Origin of the sequence: Enterobacter cloacae complex sp. XAL002, from assembly GCF_049236805.1 — a bacterium.
GTDB classification, from domain to species: domain Bacteria; phylum Pseudomonadota; class Gammaproteobacteria; order Enterobacterales; family Enterobacteriaceae; genus Enterobacter; species Enterobacter intestinihominis.
The window spans coordinates 113,287-128,070 of the sequence record NZ_JBMKJN010000010.1 but is presented as its reverse complement, the minus strand read 5'-3'; the positions used below and the strand labels follow the sequence as shown (position 1 = coordinate 128,070).

Genomic DNA, 14,784 nt, shown 5'->3' with positions numbered 1-14,784 from the left:
CATTAGTAAGTACGAATCTTCGGCGGGAACGCCGGACGCAGTTTCGGTTCCATGTTAACGCTACGACGCGTCATGGTTTCCGACTCTGGCAGATACAGGGAATGGCACAGCCAGTTTTCGTCATCACGATCCGGGAAGTCGAAGCGGCTATGGGCGCCACGGCTTTCGGTACGGAAGTTTGCCGACATCGCGGTCGCGAACGCGGTTTCCATCAGGTTATCCAGCTCCAGGCACTCAACGCGCTGGGTGTTGAACTCGCTCGAGGTATCGTCCAGACGGGCATTCTTCAGACGCTCGCGGATCGCTTTCAGTTGCTCCAGCCCTTTGGCCATCGCGTCACCTTCACGGAATACCGAGAAGTTGTGCTGCATACACTCTTGCAGCGCTTTACGGATTTCCACCGGATCTTCGCCGTTACGGTTGCCGTTCCAGCGGTTGAGGCGCTCAAGAGAGGCATCAATTTCGTCGTCGGTCGCATCACGCAACGCGCCCTGCTCGGCAATAGATTCCTGGAGATGCAGCCCCACCGCACGGCCAAATACCACCAGGTCCAGCAGGGAGTTGCCGCCCAGACGGTTTGCGCCGTGCACGGATACGCAGGCAATTTCGCCTACCGCGAACAGACCAGGGATGACCACGTCTTCACCCTGCTCGTTCACGGTCAGCGCCTGACCGGTCACTTTGGTCGGAATACCGCCCATCATGTAGTGACAGGTTGGGATAACCGGAATCGGCTCTTTTACCGGGTCGACGTGGGCGAAGGTGCGGGACAATTCCAGAATGCCCGGCAGACGGGATTCCAGCACTTCTTTACCCAGATGGTCGAGTTTCAGCTTCGCATGCGGGCCCCAAGGGCCGTCGCAGCCGCGGCCTTCACGGATTTCGATCATGATGGAACGCGCCACCACGTCACGACCCGCCAGGTCTTTCGCATTCGGGGCATAACGCTCCATAAAGCGCTCGCCATGTTTGTTCAGCAGATAGCCACCTTCACCACGGCAGCCTTCTGTCACCAGCACGCCCGCACCGGCGATACCGGTTGGGTGGAACTGCCACATCTCCATGTCCTGCACCGGCACGCCAGCGCGGATAGCCATCCCAACGCCGTCACCGGTGTTGATGTGGGCGTTGGTAGTGGACTGATAGATACGGCCTGCGCCGCCGGTGGCTAGCACGGTTGCGCGCGCTTTGAAATAGACCACTTCACCGGTTTCAATGCACAGTGCGGTACAACCCACCACCGCGCCATCGGCGTTTTTCACCAGATCCAACGCATACCACTCGGAGAAGATGGTGGTGTGGTTTTTCAGGTTTTGCTGATAAAGGGTGTGCAGCAAAGCGTGACCGGTACGGTCAGCCGCTGCTGCGGTACGTGCCGCCTGTTCGCCGCCGAAGTTTTTCGACTGGCCGCCAAACGGACGCTGATAGATGGTGCCATTTTCCAGACGGGAGAACGGCAGACCCATGTGGTCCAGCTCCAGAATCGCTTCCGGGCCGGTTTTACACATATATTCGATGGCATCCTGGTCGCCGATGTAGTCGGAACCTTTTACCGTATCGTACATGTGCCATTCCCAGTTATCTTCATGGGAATTACCCAGCGCAACGGTGATACCGCCCTGCGCAGACACAGTGTGGGAACGGGTCGGGAATACTTTAGAGAGCAGCGCACAGGTCTGGCCGCTCTGGGAAATTTGCAGTGCGGCGCGCATACCTGCGCCACCCGCACCAATCACAACAGCATCAAATTCTCTGACTGGCAGTTTCATTACACACCCCACACCACAACAAATCCATAAATGACGTAAACCAGCAGAGCAACAACAATAATCAGTTGCAGCGGAAGGCGAATCGCCAGCGGTTTAACGTAATCGGTCAACACCTGCCACATGCCAATCCAGGCATGAATAAGGATGGAGAACAGGGCCAGCAGGGTGAACACTTTGGTGAAGGCCGATCCGAAGAAACCACTCCAGATTTCCCACGTCAGTGTGCCGCTAGTGGCGAAGAAACCGATCATATAGATGATGTAGAGCGTGAGGACGATGGCGGTAGCGCGGACCAGGATGAAGTCATGTACGCCGTTGCGTCCTAATGCGGAGGCGTTGCTTACCATACGAGAACTCCTGCGAGAAGTGAAAGCACGACAGTGATCACAAATGAAATGTTAGCGGTACGTTTACCGGCCTCGAACGTCTCTTCCAGGTAGCCAAAGTCCATCAGCATATGGCGAACGCCGCCAACCACGTGATAGGCCAGTGCGGTCAGAATGCCCCACATGATAAATTTCACGAAGAAGCTGTTCATGATGGCTGAGGCCTGGAGGAATCCTTCAGGGGATGAGAGGCTGGTTCCCAGTAACCACAGCAAGATACCGACCGCCACAAACGTAATCACACCAGAAACACGGTGCAGAATGGACGCTATTGCTGTTACAGGGAATCGGATCGTTTTGAGATCCAGATTGACAGGTCTTTGTTTTTTCACATTTCTTATCATGAATAACGCCCACATGCTGTTCTTATTGTTTCCTTCCTCCGGACTGCGATGCGGGTCAGACAGCGTTCCTTTTCTATAACTACGCGTCATGCAAAACATTGCTTCCAAATGCTAAAACGACACGTTACAACGCTGGGTGGCTCGGGATTGCAGGGTGTTCCGGAGACCTGGCGGCAGTATAGGCCGTTCACAAAATCATTACAATTAACCTACATACAGTTTGTTGGGTTTTCTCTGGAACAGTGATCGGGGTCACGATAACAACATCTTTTTAATTTTTAATCATCTGATTTGACAAATGTTAAACAATATTGTTACAAACGTCATCAGAAAAGGCATATAATGCGCAAAAGTTATGAGGTCTCTCTTTCACCTGACAAATAGTTATGTAACAGTGTGATGGTATTGACCGAAGTTATCAGGACAGTTATTAGTGATATACAGGTTTGAATAATTCGGACTGCAAAAACGCTGATTTGCTGTTGTTTCACTGATATTTCATTCGTTTACCTGCAAGGCGCCATAGCTCTGTACCCTGGTTTCTCCTCGTGAGCTGAGCGGTAAGCCAAATAACAATCTGGTAACGATGATTAACAGCTGAAAGCAAATCCGGTAAAGCGCAGTCTTAAGCATAAGGCGCTAAGGAGACCGTAAATGGCTGATACAAAGGCAAAACTCACCCTAAATGGTGATGATGCTATTGAACTGGATGTGCTAAAAGGCACGCTCGGTCAGGATGTTATTGATATCCGTACGCTGGGTTCCAAAGGGGTATTCACCTTTGACCCTGGATTCACCTCTACCGCATCTTGCGAATCCAAAATCACCTACATTGACGGTGACGAAGGTATCCTGCTCCATCGCGGCTTCCCCATCGATCAGTTAGCCACCGAATCCAACTATCTGGAAGTGTGCTACATCCTGCTGAACGGCGAAAAACCGACGCAGGCCCAGTACGATGAATTTAAAACCACCGTGACCCGTCACACCATGATCCATGAGCAGATTACCCGTCTGTTCCATGCGTTCCGTCGTGACTCTCATCCGATGGCGGTCATGTGCGGTATTACCGGTGCGCTGGCGGCGTTCTACCACGATTCTCTGGACGTGAATAACCCACGTCACCGTGATATCGCGGCGTTCCGTCTGCTGTCCAAAATGCCTACCATGGCGGCGATGTGTTACAAATACTCTATCGGTCAGCCGTTTGTGTATCCACGCAACGACCTCTCCTACGCAGGTAACTTCCTGCGCATGATGTTCTCCACGCCGTGTGAAGAGTACGAAGTGAACCCGGTGCTGGAACGCGCGATGGACCGTATTCTGATCCTGCACGCTGACCACGAACAGAACGCCTCGACCTCTACCGTCCGTACCGCGGGCTCTTCCGGCGCGAACCCGTTCGCCTGTATCGCTGCGGGTATCGCCTCCCTGTGGGGACCGGCGCACGGCGGCGCGAACGAAGCAGCACTGAAGATGCTGGAAGAGATCAGCTCCGTTGAGCACATTCCTGAGTTCGTGCGCCGCGCGAAAGACAAGAATGACTCCTTCCGTCTGATGGGCTTCGGTCACCGTGTTTACAAAAACTACGACCCTCGCGCGACCGTTATGCGTGAGACCTGCCACGAAGTGCTGAAAGAGCTGGGCACCAAAGATGATCTGCTGGAAGTGGCGATGGAGCTGGAACACATCGCGCTGAACGACCCGTACTTCATCGAGAAGAAACTCTACCCGAACGTCGATTTCTACTCCGGTATCATCCTGAAAGCGATGGGTATTCCGTCTTCCATGTTCACCGTGATCTTCGCCATGGCGCGTACCGTGGGCTGGATTGCGCACTGGAACGAAATGCACAGCGAAGGCATGAAAATCGCCCGTCCTCGTCAGCTGTATACCGGCTACGAGCAGCGTGACTTTAAGTCTGATATTAAGCGCTAAAAAACACGCCCGGCGGCGCTTCGCTTGCCGGGCCTACAAGTGCGAGATGTAGGCCGGGTAAGGCGTAGCCGCCACCCGGCTTTTTTACATCTGGCACCCTGGACACCAGTAAAACGGTCTGGAAGAGATCGTCGCCTTCTCAATCACCCCGCCACACCGCTCACACTTTTTACCCGCCCGATGAAACACCTTGAAGCGAAACAACGCCCCGTGATGCTTGTTCTCATCCACCATGCCGCGCGTGTTGTACGACAGCCGTGGAATATCCAGCAACGCGTGCGACAGCGCCTCCAGCTTTTCATCGCTTAGCTGCGACGCTTTGTGCTGCGGCGCCAGCCCCACTTCCCAGAGGATCTCCACCCGCAGGTAGTTTCCCAGCCCCGCCAGAAATGCCTGATCGAGCAACAGCCCGGAAAACTGCCGGTTGCGGAATGTGGGCGATAACAGCCGGGCTTTCACATCGCTTGCCGTCAGGCGCATATCCAGCACGTCCGGCCCAACCCGCTGTAAGAACGGGTGCGTGAGCAACTGCTCCGGCGTTAACATTTCGATATCAGAAGCGCTGTAGAGCAGGATCGCCTTATCCGCCGTTTGTAGCCGCACTCGCAGCACGCGGGTCGTTTGCGGCTGCTCGTCCGCCTTTACCACCCGCCAGACGCCGTAAAGCTGATTGTGGCTATATAACGTCAGGTTATGGGAAAAGTGGGTGAGTAACGCTTTGCCGCGCGTTTCAATGTGGGTCACCGTCTGTCCCACCAGCTGCGATTCAAACGGTTTGAGTTGAGGAAAGGCAAACCAGACGTGTGTCAGAGGTTTGCCCTTTATCGCCGCCTCCAGGCTATCCGCCGCGCGGCGGATCTCCGGACCTTCTGGCATGTTATTGTCCTTTCATGATTATTCTGCGCTGACAACAATGCCCTCTTCCGAGAACGCCGCCCGCAGGCGTCGTGCAAACTGGAGCGCATGCTCGCCGTCACCGTGTAAGCACACCGTATCAGCCTGAACGTTTGCCGTTGTACCCTCCGTTGAGGTTACTCGCCCGAAGCGCACCATCTCCAGCGTCTGCGCCAGCGCTTTACCTTCGTCGGTGATCAGCGCACCGGCCTGCGTACGCGGAACCAGGCTACCGTCCGGCAGGTATCCCCGATCGGCAAACACTTCCTGCCGCGTAATCAGCCCCAGCCGTTCGCCGGCACGGATAAGCTCGCTGCCCGCCAGGCCAACCAGAATCAGACGCGGATTGCAGTCCCGTACCGCGCGGGCAATGGCGTCTGCCAGCCCCGGAGCTTTCGCCGCCTGGTTATAGAGCATGCCGTGCGGCTTGACGTGGCGCATCTCGCCCTGCTCAGCGCGCACTATCGCCTCCAGGGCGCCGATCTGGTAGAGCATTTGCGCGTAAACCGTCTCAGGCGGCAGATCCATCGCCGTGCGACCAAAGTTTTCCCGGTCCGGAAAGCTGGGGTGAGCGCCTATCGCCACGCCGTTTTTCACGGCATTGCGCACGCTCGCCAGCATGGTCTGCGCATCGCCGGCATGAAACCCACAGGCGATGTTCACCGAGGAGACCAGCGTCATCAGCGCCGCATCGGCGCTGCTGCCCTCCCCCAGATCGGCGTTTAAATCAATCTTTACCATCGAGCCTCCACGCCAGCTGTTCGAGATAACGCTGCTGATCCTGACGGGCTTTCAGCGCCTCCTCCAGCGAACACTGCACAAAATGAATTGGCTGACCGAGAGGAATTTGCGCCAGATGGTAGCGATCCGCTTCGATAATGCAGGCAATACGCGGATATCCTCCCGTGGTTTGCGCATCGTTCATCAGTACGATAGGCTGGCCGTTGCCCGGCACCTGAATCACCCCCGGCAAAAGACCATGGGAAAGCAGCTCCCGGTCAGTCGTGCGGGTCAGCGGCTGGCCCTGAAGCCGGTAACCCATGCGGTTACTCTGCGGGCTGATCTTCCATGGCGAGCGCCAGAAAGACTCTTTTGAGGCCTCATCGAACTCATGATATTCCGGCCCCGGCAGGGCGCGGATCAGGTTCCCCCACAGCAGCTGCTTCACGCCCTGCGTGGTGGTGAAATGGCGAGCTGATGGCTTAATCGCCAGGCGATCGCCGTCGCGCAGCAGCCGTCCTTCATGTCCGCCCATTCCCGCTTTCTGGTCGGTGCTGGATGAGCCCAGCACCTCCGGCACGTCGATACCTCCCGCCACCGCAAGATAGCTGCGCACGCCGTGCAGAGGACGCTTGAGCGTCAGACGCTGTCCGGCTTTCGCCCGCAGGCGCCAGCCGGTCCACACCGCTTTGCCGTCCAGCGTCGCGTCACAGCCCGCGCCGGTTAAGGCAAACCAGGTTTCCTGACCAAACTCAATCACGCACTGACCCAGCGTAATTTCTAACGCCGCCGTGCTGCCGGCGTTGCCTACCAGCAGGTTGGCAATCTCCAGCGAGGGACGATCAAGCGCACCGCAGTAGCTCACGCCCGACTGACGCAGGCCAAAGCGCCCGGCATCCTGTACCGAGGTGTAAAGCCCTGCGCGAATAAGCGTTAACATATCCCCTCCTTTTGCGGGATAAAGCGCAGGGTATCCCCCGGACGCAGGAGTATGGGCGCGTCCTGGCCTGGTTCAAATAACGGCGTGGACGTGTGCCCGATAAGCTGCCAGCCTCCCGGCGAGGCGAGTGGATAAATTCCCGTTTGCTCACCACCAATCGCCACGCTGCCCGCCGGTACGCTCAGGCGTGGCTCAGCCCGGCGCGGCGTATGCAACTGGGGCGATAACCCGCCCAGATAGGGGAAACCCGGCTGAAATCCCAAAAACCAGACGACATAGTCGACTGAGCTATGCAGCTCCACAACCTGCTTCTCCGTTAATCCACAGTGTTCGGCCACGACGCCAAGGTCGGGGCCTCCCTTGCCGCCATAGACAACCGGGATCTCAATCGTCCGCGATTCCGGCTCCAGCGCCTCGCTCTCCTCCCACCAGCGTTGCAGGCGCTCAATGGCATCCAGCGCCCCCGTGTGCGGATCACGCAGCACCACGGTGATATTATTCATACCCGGAATAGCTTCAACCACGCCAGGTAGCTCGGGCAGTCGTTGAGCCAGACGCCAGATACGCTTTTGCGTGGCAAGCGTCACCGGAGGCTCAAGTTCCAGAACCACTGCGGTTTCACCCAGAAGATAACAACGCGCTCGCTGCACTTAACTACCTCTCATCAGGCCGGATTAGGGATATCAATAAACGTCACATCCAGATCGGTATTTTCCGTCAGCCACTCGCTGAGGGCGCGGATGCCGCCACGCTCGGTGGCGTGATGGCCTGCCGCGTAAAAATGCAGGCCTTGTTCACGGGCAGAGTGAATGGTCTGCTCGGAAACCTCGCCGGTAATGAAGGCGTCGACACCGAAACGCGCCGCGCTATCAATAAAGCCCTGGCCGCCGCCGGTGCACCATGCCACGCGCTTCACGGTATCCGGCCCGGTGTCGCCGCACCACAGCGGACGACGCCCCAGGCGTGCTTCGATCCACGATGCCAGCTCCAGACCCGGAACCGGCATCGACAGTTCACCCCACGGCACCAGGGGTTCAATTTCGCCCATCACGGTAATCCCCAGCAGCTGCGCAAGCTGAACGTTATTCCCCAGTTCAGGATGCGCATCGAGCGGCAGGTGATAGCCGTACAGGTTGATGTCATTCGCCAGCAGCGTTTTGAGACGGTTGCGCTTCATGCCGCGAATAATCGGTGATTCGTTTTTCCAGAAATAACCGTGATGGACAATCACCGCGTCGGCTTCCTGACGCACCGCCTCATCCAGCAGCGCCTGGCTTGCCGTTACGCCGGTGATGATTTTTTGCACCGTCTCGCGACCCTCCACCTGTAAGCCATTCGGACCGTAGTCGCTAAACGAGGCGGTGTTGAGTTTTTCGTTAATCAGGCGTTCCAGTTCACTGTTTTTCATCATCATTCTCTCAAACTTTTCGGGCTGCTTCATACGCCGCCAGCGTGGCGACGCGCGCCTGTTTATGGTCGACAATGGGACGGGGATAGTTCAGGGTAACACGCTGTTTATCCGCCCATGCCCAGGGTTCATGAATGGCTTTGGCGGGGACATCCTTAAGTTCAGGCAGCCAGCGACGGATAAACTCGCCGTCGACGTCAAATCGTTGTCCCTGCGTGGTCGGATTAAAGATCCGAAAATAGGGAGCCGCATCCGTGCCGGTGGAGGCCGCCCACTGCCAGCCGCCGTTATTTGCCGCCAGATCGCCATCGATCAGCTGAGAGATAAAATAACGCTCTCCGGTTCGCCAGTCGATAAGCAGATCCTTTACCAGGAAGCTGGCGGTAATCATACGCAGACGGTTATGCATCCACCCGGTTTCATTGAGCTGCCGCATAGCCGCATCAACAATCGGGAAGCCGGTGAGCCCATGCTGCCATGCCTTAAGCAGCTTCTCATTCGACTGCCACTGTACCTTATCGGTCCAACGAATGAAGGGGCGATGTTTACATAAATCAGGATGATACGTCATCAGATGGCGATAAAACTCACGCCAGATCAGTTCGTTCAGCCACACTGCGCCCGCCCCCCCGTCTACCGCCTGAGGCTGTTCCGCCAGTAGCCGATGTAAACACTGGCGCGGGGAGAGCGCGCCCAGCGCTAAACAGGCCGACAGGCGGCTGGTGCCTTCAATCGCTGGAAAATCCCGCCGCGCCTCGTAATCCGCCGCCCCCTGCGCGCAGAACTGACGCAACCGGGCGATAGCCGCTTTCTCGCTGGCGGGGAATACCGTTTCATCAAACGACTGCTGGGGATAATTCAGCCTGATGTCCTGCAGATCCGTTATCGTTTCCCCTCTTATGGCCGGGGCGGGAACGCATTCTGGCAGCCCCTCTTTCAGGCGTTTGATAAAAGCATTTTTAAACGGCGTGAAAACTTTATACATTTCGTGACTGCCGGTCATCACGCTGCCCGGTGCGAGCATCACGCTGTCATCAAAGCCTTCACAGACCACGCCCGTAAGGTTTTTCTCCAGCTGACGATCCCGCTGCTGCTCGTTAAATTCATACTGGTAGTTGTAAAAAAGACGCGTTACCGCGTGCTGCTTACAGATTGCCTGCACCATCTCAAGCTGTGCGGCAAAATCATGGGCCTCTTTATAGATCAGCGGAATGCCTTTTTCGGCCAGTGAATGTTGCAGGTCATTCAGATACGCGCTGAGTAATGCCGCTTGCCGGGGCGCCATGTCATGCTGCCGCCACTGTTCAGGCGTGGCGATAAACAGGGCCAGCACATTCGCGTCTTTAGCGCGGCAGGCGGCCGCGAGAGCGAAGTTGTCGTGAATGCGTAAATCCGCGCGAAACCAAACCAGATGGGTGGGCATAAAACTCCAGGCAATTGTCCATTATGTCCGTAAGGGCATGCCGTAAAAGGAAAAAGGCACGCATTGAACTACTTTGCCATGAAGTGTAGACGGGATGAAATAAAAAAGGCCGCCCGAGGCGGCCTTAACGCTACTTGTCCTGCGCTATCGGGGTAAAGGCAATAAACACATCCGGTTTATCACTCTTTACAACGAGTGCGCTGGCGACAATGAACGCGATGCATAAATAGCGTTTCACTATGCGGTCCCTGCTGCTAACCGCTCCACCTATCACCACCGGTGATAAATCGGTGGACACAAGCCCGGGTAGGCGCGCTGCTTTACGGCTATGGATACACCTTTCCCAGGACCGATGCCCATTTGCGAGATGGCGGAAAGGGACGTGGCATCATAATTAACACCAACGCCAAAAGTAAGTTATTTCAGTAAAATTAGGAATTTATAAAGGTGAAGTGGATTGCGAACTTTTTAAAGAAGGGTATGATAAAAATCCCGGGTAGGGGCTGCAAGATTACCCAACGGACCGCGAATCCCGAGGGACAAAAAAACCGCCACTTTGCTGTAGGCGGTTTTTTTATGGCTACGATGTCACACCGTATCAGTAGAAATCGCAGGTTGCTTTCTCGGCCTGATCCATCCACACCGGCTTTTCGCTGGTTTTCGCCCAGACGCGGTGCAGATAGCTGTAAAAACGTGCGCGATCTTTCCAGAACAGCATCACCGGCAGGGCCAGCACGCCAGCCACTACGGCGAAAGTGCGACGCATGAACACGATATGAGCCGGATACTCTTTATAAAGATCCATATTTTTCTCCCCTGTAGTTGGCCGGAAACCGTCTCCGGAAAATGTGAAATCTGTGACCTGGTTAAAATAATACCGCTTTGTTTGTAATTTTACTACTCATCCGACCACTTATTTTCATCCATTTCGTGAATATTTACATTCACGCCTGTAATTAAGTTACAAAAAAGTTAACAATTTACTTAACAATAGTTAAATTGTGGTCTTTCCCATTTTTATACTTTTTTTACACCTGCCCTTCTGATTTTTGCGAAATCTTTGCGCCACAAATCCTACCGTTTGTACAACAACAAAAGTCACCCGGAGGTGGAGTGTGAGTGCAGGTCTGATTGCCGGCATCGTGCTGGTGTTCCTGTTATTGGGTTATCTGATTTATGCCCTGATTAATGCGGAGGCATTCTGATGGCTGCTCAGGCGTTTTTGCTTATTGCCAGCTTTTTACTGCTGCTGCTTGTGCTCGCCAGGCCGCTGGGAACAGCGCTGGCACGGCTGATAAACAACGTGCCACTGCTGGGTACGCGAAAAATTGAAAACGTGCTCTGGCGCATTTCAGGTATCAGCGACCGCGAAATGAGCTGGGGCCAGTACCTGATGGCGATACTGCTTCTGAATATCGTGGGGCTTATTGCCCTCTTTACGCTGCTCATGCTCCAGGGCAATTTGCCGTTGAATCCGCAGCAGTTACCAGGTTTATCCTGGCATCTGGCGCTGAACACGGCGGTCAGCTTTGTCACCAATACCAACTGGCAGTCTTACGCCGGTGAAACCACGCTCAGCTACTTCAGCCAGATGGCCGGGTTAACCGTGCAAAACTTTCTGTCTGCAGCCAGCGGTATCGCGGTGATCTTCGCCCTGACGCGCGCGTTTGCCCGTCAGAATGTCAGCACGCTCGGCAACGCGTGGGTTGATGTCACGCGCATCACCCTTTGGATCCTGGTGCCTGTTGCGCTGATTATTGCCCTGTTCTTTATACAGCAAGGCACTCTGCAAAACCTGCTGCCTTATACCCCTTACACCTCGCTTGAAGGGGGCAGGGAACTCCTGCCAATGGGGCCAGTGGCGTCGCAGGAAGCAATCAAGATGCTGGGCACCAACGGGGGCGGCTTCTTCAACGCCAACTCATCGCATCCGTTTGAAAACCCAACGGCATTAACCAATTTTGTACAGATGCTGGCGATCTTCCTGATCCCCGCCGCGCTCTGCTTCGCCTTTGGCGATGTGGTTAACGATCGCCGCCAGGGCCGTACGCTGCTGTGGGCCATGTCGTTAATCTTCGTGGTCTGCGTAGCACTGGTGATGTGGGCCGAATGGAACGGCAACAGCCACTTCATGCAGCTGGGGGCTAACAGCAATATCAACCTGGAAGGCAAAGAGAGCCGCTTCGGCATTCTTGCCAGCAGCCTCTATGCGGTGGTCACCACGGCGGCCTCCTGCGGGGCGGTGAACGCCATGCACGACTCTTTCACCGCGCTTGGCGGCATGATCCCGATGTGGCTGATGCAGATTGGCGAGGTAGTCTTCGGTGGGGTCGGTTCGGGGCTGTACGGCATGCTGTTGTTCGTTCTGCTCGCCGTGTTTATCGCCGGGCTGATGATCGGCCGCACGCCGGAATATCTCGGCAAAAAAATCGACGTCCGCGAAATGAAATTAACCGCGCTGGCAATCCTGGTCACCCCCACCCTTGTGCTGCTCGGTACCGCGCTGGCGCTGATGACCGACGCCGGGCGCAGCGGCATCTTTAACCCGGGCATTCACGGCTTTAGCGAAGTGCTTTACGCCGTTTCGTCTGCCGCAAACAACAACGGCAGCGCCTTTGCAGGGTTAAGTGCCAACTCACCGTTCTGGAACTGTCTGCTGGCGTTCTGCATGTTCTTCGGTCGTTTCGGCGTGATTATTCCCGTCATGGCGATCGCCGGAACACTGGTGAATAAGAAGATCCAGCCGACCACTACCGGTACGTTACCGACTCACGGCGCGCTTTTCGTCGGCCTGCTGATTGGCACCGTTCTGCTGGTAGGTGCCCTGACCTTTATCCCCGCCCTCGCGTTAGGCCCGGTTGCGGAATATCTCTCTTTACGCTGATTTTGCGGAGAATTTGTCATGAGTCGTAAACAACTGGCCCTGCTCGAACCAACCTTAGTTCGTCAGGCCCTCATGGATGCGGTAAAAAAACTGAGCCCGCGCGTGCAGTGGCACAACCCGGTGATGTTTATTGTCTGGACTGGAAGTTTACTCACCACCGCATTGGCGATTGCCATGGGAACGGGACACCTTTCAGGAAATGCAACCTTTACCGGCGCCATCAGCCTGTGGCTGTGGTTTACCGTGCTGTTCGCCAACTTTGCCGAAGCGCTGGCGGAAGGCCGCAGTAAGGCGCAGGCCAACAGTCTGAAAGGGGTCAAAAAAACCGCCTTTGCGCGCAAATTACGCGAACCTAAATACGGCGCGCAGATGGACCACGTTCCGGCGGATGAACTGCGCAAAGGTGACGTGGTGCTGGTGGAAGCCGGGGACATCATCCCCTGCGACGGGGAGGTAATTGAGGGCGGCGCGTCGGTAGACGAAAGCGCTATTACCGGGGAATCCGCGCCCGTGATCCGTGAGTCGGGCGGAGATTTCGCCTCAGTTACTGGCGGAACGCGCATTCTTTCCGACTGGCTGGTGATCCAGTGCAGCGTTAACCCGGGCGAAACCTTTCTCGACCGGATGATCGCCATGGTGGAAGGCGCACAGCGTCGTAAAACGCCGAACGAGATCGCCCTGACCATTCTGCTGGTGGCGCTCACCATTGTGTTCCTGCTGGCAACGGCGACCCTGTGGCCCTTCTCCGCCTACGGCGGTACAGCGGTCAGCATCACCGTACTGATCGCCCTGCTGGTCTGTCTGATCCCCACCACTATCGGCGGCCTGCTTTCCGCGATTGGCGTGGCGGGGATGAGCCGTATGCTTGGCGCGAACGTCATCGCCACCAGCGGACGCGCCGTTGAAGCGGCGGGTGACGTAGACGTACTGCTGCTGGATAAAACCGGGACCATCACCCTGGGTAATCGTCAGGCCTCTGACTTTTTACCTGCTCCCGGCGTGGATGAAAAAACGCTGGCCGACGCGGCGCAGCTTTCTTCGCTGGCCGATGAGACGCCGGAAGGTCGCAGTATCGTGATCCTCGCCAAGCAGCGCTTTAACCTGCGCCAGCGCGACGTACAAAGCCTGCACGCCACGTTCGTGCCCTTTACGGCGCAAACCCGCATGAGTGGAATTAACATTCAGGACCGAATGATCCGTAAAGGGTCCGTTGATGCCATTCGCCGTCATATTGAAGCCAATAATGGACATTTCCCTCCGGAAGTCGACCATCTGGTGGAAAGCGTAGCGCGTCAGGGGGCAACCCCGCTGGTGGTGGCGGAAGGTGCAAGCGTTCTGGGGGTTATCGCCCTGAAGGATATCGTTAAAGGCGGTATAAAAGAGCGTTTCGCCCAGATGCGTAAGATGGGCATTAAAACGGTGATGATCACCGGGGATAACCGTCTGACTGCGGCGGCCATTGCCGCCGAAGCGGGCGTGGATGATTTCCTTTCCGAAGCGACACCGGAAGCAAAGCTGGCGCTCATTCGCCAGTATCAGGCGGAAGGTCGTCTGGTGGCGATGACCGGCGACGGCACCAACGACGCCCCGGCGCTGGCGCAGGCCGACGTGGCGGTGGCGATGAACTCCGGTACCCAGGCGGCAAAAGAGGCGGGCAACATGGTGGATCTCGACTCGAACCCGACCAAGCTGATCGAAGTGGTGCATATCGGGAAGCAGATGCTGATGACGCGCGGCTCGCTGACCACGTTCAGTATCGCCAACGACGTGGCGAAATATTTCGCCATTATCCCGGCGGCCTTTGCGGCAACCTATCCGCAGCTGAATGCCCTGAATGTGATGCACCTGCACTCTCCAGCCTCGGCCATTTTGAGCGCGGTGATCTTCAACGCGCTGATTATTGTCTTTCTTATTCCGCTGGCGCTGAAAGGGGTGAGCTATAAGCCGCTGACGGCCGCCGCCATGCTGCGCCGTAACCTGTGGATTTACGGTCTGGGTGGGCTGGTGGTGCCCTTTATTGGGATCAAGGTTATCGACATGTTGTTAACGCTGTTCGGGCTGGTTTAAAAGGTGAATCT

The 14,784-nt window shown here is 56.1% G+C and carries 14 protein-coding genes; 4 read left to right on the top strand and 10 right to left on the bottom strand.

The genetic code is table 11. The features are described from left to right. Positions 1 to 2 precede the first annotated feature (2 nt). From sdhA to sdhC, 3 genes are read right to left on the bottom strand one after another with little or no spacing between them, the layout of a single operon-like run. Entirely contained in the window at positions 3 to 1,769 is a 1,767-nt protein-coding gene (sdhA, locus tag ACOT0L_RS12015; RefSeq protein WP_003858619.1) for a succinate dehydrogenase flavoprotein subunit, read from the bottom strand. Beyond that, the gene (gene sdhD / locus ACOT0L_RS12010; RefSeq protein ID WP_003858621.1) at positions 1,769 to 2,116 is read right to left on the bottom strand and encodes a succinate dehydrogenase membrane anchor subunit; all 348 of its coding nucleotides are present in this window, start codon (positions 2,114 to 2,116) and stop codon (positions 1,769 to 1,771) included. The genes sdhA and sdhD overlap by 1 nt, the downstream gene beginning before the upstream one ends. Beyond that, complete coding sequence (sdhC, locus tag ACOT0L_RS12005; protein WP_026080740.1) at positions 2,110 to 2,514, bottom strand: succinate dehydrogenase cytochrome b556 subunit; 405 nt, start codon at positions 2,512 to 2,514, stop codon at positions 2,110 to 2,112. The genes sdhD and sdhC overlap by 7 nt, the downstream gene beginning before the upstream one ends. A 639-nt stretch (positions 2,515 to 3,153) precedes the next feature. Here sdhC and ACOT0L_RS12000 point away from each other — a divergent pair. Next, on the top strand, positions 3,154 to 4,437 hold the full coding sequence (locus tag ACOT0L_RS12000) for a citrate synthase (RefSeq protein ID WP_006809584.1): 1,284 nt from the start codon (positions 3,154 to 3,156) through the stop codon (positions 4,435 to 4,437). An 84-nt stretch (positions 4,438 to 4,521) separates the two neighbouring features. Here the strand turns inward: ACOT0L_RS12000 and nei are convergent, their stop codons facing one another. From nei to ACOT0L_RS11965, 7 genes are all read right to left on the bottom strand, one after another. After that, positions 4,522 to 5,313, bottom strand: coding sequence for an endonuclease VIII (nei, locus tag ACOT0L_RS11995; protein ID WP_023305704.1), 792 nt, complete (start codon positions 5,311 to 5,313; stop codon positions 4,522 to 4,524). Between the two features lie 18 nt (positions 5,314 to 5,331). Further along, positions 5,332 to 6,072, bottom strand: coding sequence for a 5-oxoprolinase subunit PxpA (pxpA, locus tag ACOT0L_RS11990; RefSeq protein WP_108367362.1), 741 nt, complete (start codon positions 6,070 to 6,072; stop codon positions 5,332 to 5,334). After that, positions 6,059 to 6,991, bottom strand: a complete 933-nt coding sequence (pxpC, locus tag ACOT0L_RS11985; protein WP_022647458.1) for a 5-oxoprolinase subunit PxpC — start codon at positions 6,989 to 6,991, stop codon at positions 6,059 to 6,061. Before pxpC ends, pxpA begins: the two co-directional genes overlap by 14 nt. Next, the gene (gene pxpB, locus ACOT0L_RS11980; protein WP_022647457.1) at positions 6,985 to 7,641 is read right to left on the bottom strand and encodes a 5-oxoprolinase subunit PxpB; all 657 of its coding nucleotides are present in this window, start codon (positions 7,639 to 7,641) and stop codon (positions 6,985 to 6,987) included. The genes pxpC and pxpB overlap by 7 nt, the downstream gene beginning before the upstream one ends. A 14-nt stretch (positions 7,642 to 7,655) precedes the next feature. Further along, complete coding sequence (locus tag ACOT0L_RS11975) at positions 7,656 to 8,399, bottom strand: type 2 GTP cyclohydrolase I (protein WP_003858635.1); 744 nt, start codon at positions 8,397 to 8,399, stop codon at positions 7,656 to 7,658. 10 nt (positions 8,400 to 8,409) lie between these two features. Continuing rightward, positions 8,410 to 9,822, bottom strand: a complete 1,413-nt coding sequence (gene phrB, locus ACOT0L_RS11970) for a deoxyribodipyrimidine photo-lyase (protein WP_126503760.1) — start codon at positions 9,820 to 9,822, stop codon at positions 8,410 to 8,412. A gap of 598 nt (positions 9,823 to 10,420) precedes the next feature. Further along, entirely contained in the window at positions 10,421 to 10,627 is a 207-nt protein-coding gene (locus tag ACOT0L_RS11965) for a YbfA family protein (protein WP_014069366.1), read from the bottom strand. 310 nt (positions 10,628 to 10,937) lie between these two features. Between ACOT0L_RS11965 and kdpF the strand changes: the two genes are divergently transcribed. The 3 genes from kdpF to kdpB are packed head-to-tail and all read left to right on the top strand — an operon-like array spanning position 10,938 to position 14,773. Then, positions 10,938 to 11,027 carry a K(+)-transporting ATPase subunit F gene (kdpF, locus tag ACOT0L_RS11960; protein WP_003858638.1) on the top strand — a complete coding sequence of 30 codons (90 nt, stop codon included), beginning with the start codon at positions 10,938 to 10,940 and terminating at the stop codon, positions 11,025 to 11,027. Further along, positions 11,027 to 12,706: a potassium-transporting ATPase subunit KdpA gene (kdpA, locus tag ACOT0L_RS11955; protein ID WP_126503762.1), complete on the top strand. Its 1,680-nt coding sequence runs from the start codon at positions 11,027 to 11,029 to the stop codon at positions 12,704 to 12,706. Before kdpF ends, kdpA begins: the two co-directional genes overlap by 1 nt. Before the next feature lie 18 nt (positions 12,707 to 12,724). After that, entirely contained in the window at positions 12,725 to 14,773 is a 2,049-nt protein-coding gene (gene kdpB / locus ACOT0L_RS11950; protein WP_023305699.1) for a potassium-transporting ATPase subunit KdpB, read from the top strand. Positions 14,774 to 14,784 lie beyond the last annotated feature (11 nt).

Bases quoted from the DNA above. Each gene is read 5' to 3' on its own strand.
- sdhA (WP_003858619.1), bottom strand. From the start codon at position 1,769: ATGAAACTGCCAGTCAGAGAATTTGATGCTGTTGTGATTGGTGCGGGT.
- sdhD (WP_003858621.1), bottom strand. From the start codon at position 2,116: ATGGTAAGCAACGCCTCCGCATTAGGACGCAACGGCGTACATGACTTC.
- sdhC (WP_026080740.1), bottom strand. From the start codon at position 2,514: ATGTGGGCGTTATTCATGATAAGAAATGTGAAAAAACAAAGACCTGTC.
- ACOT0L_RS12000 (WP_006809584.1), top strand. From the start codon at position 3,154: ATGGCTGATACAAAGGCAAAACTCACCCTAAATGGTGATGATGCTATT.
- nei (WP_023305704.1), bottom strand. From the start codon at position 5,313: ATGCCAGAAGGTCCGGAGATCCGCCGCGCGGCGGATAGCCTGGAGGCG.
- pxpA (WP_108367362.1), bottom strand. From the start codon at position 6,072: ATGGTAAAGATTGATTTAAACGCCGATCTGGGGGAGGGCAGCAGCGCC.
- pxpC (WP_022647458.1), bottom strand. From the start codon at position 6,991: ATGTTAACGCTTATTCGCGCAGGGCTTTACACCTCGGTACAGGATGCC.
- ACOT0L_RS11975 (WP_003858635.1), bottom strand. From the start codon at position 8,399: ATGAAAAACAGTGAACTGGAACGCCTGATTAACGAAAAACTCAACACC.
- phrB (WP_126503760.1), bottom strand. From the start codon at position 9,822: ATGCCCACCCATCTGGTTTGGTTTCGCGCGGATTTACGCATTCACGAC.
- ACOT0L_RS11965 (WP_014069366.1), bottom strand. From the start codon at position 10,627: ATGGATCTTTATAAAGAGTATCCGGCTCATATCGTGTTCATGCGTCGC.
- kdpA (WP_126503762.1), top strand. From the start codon at position 11,027: ATGGCTGCTCAGGCGTTTTTGCTTATTGCCAGCTTTTTACTGCTGCTG.
- kdpB (WP_023305699.1), top strand. From the start codon at position 12,725: ATGAGTCGTAAACAACTGGCCCTGCTCGAACCAACCTTAGTTCGTCAG.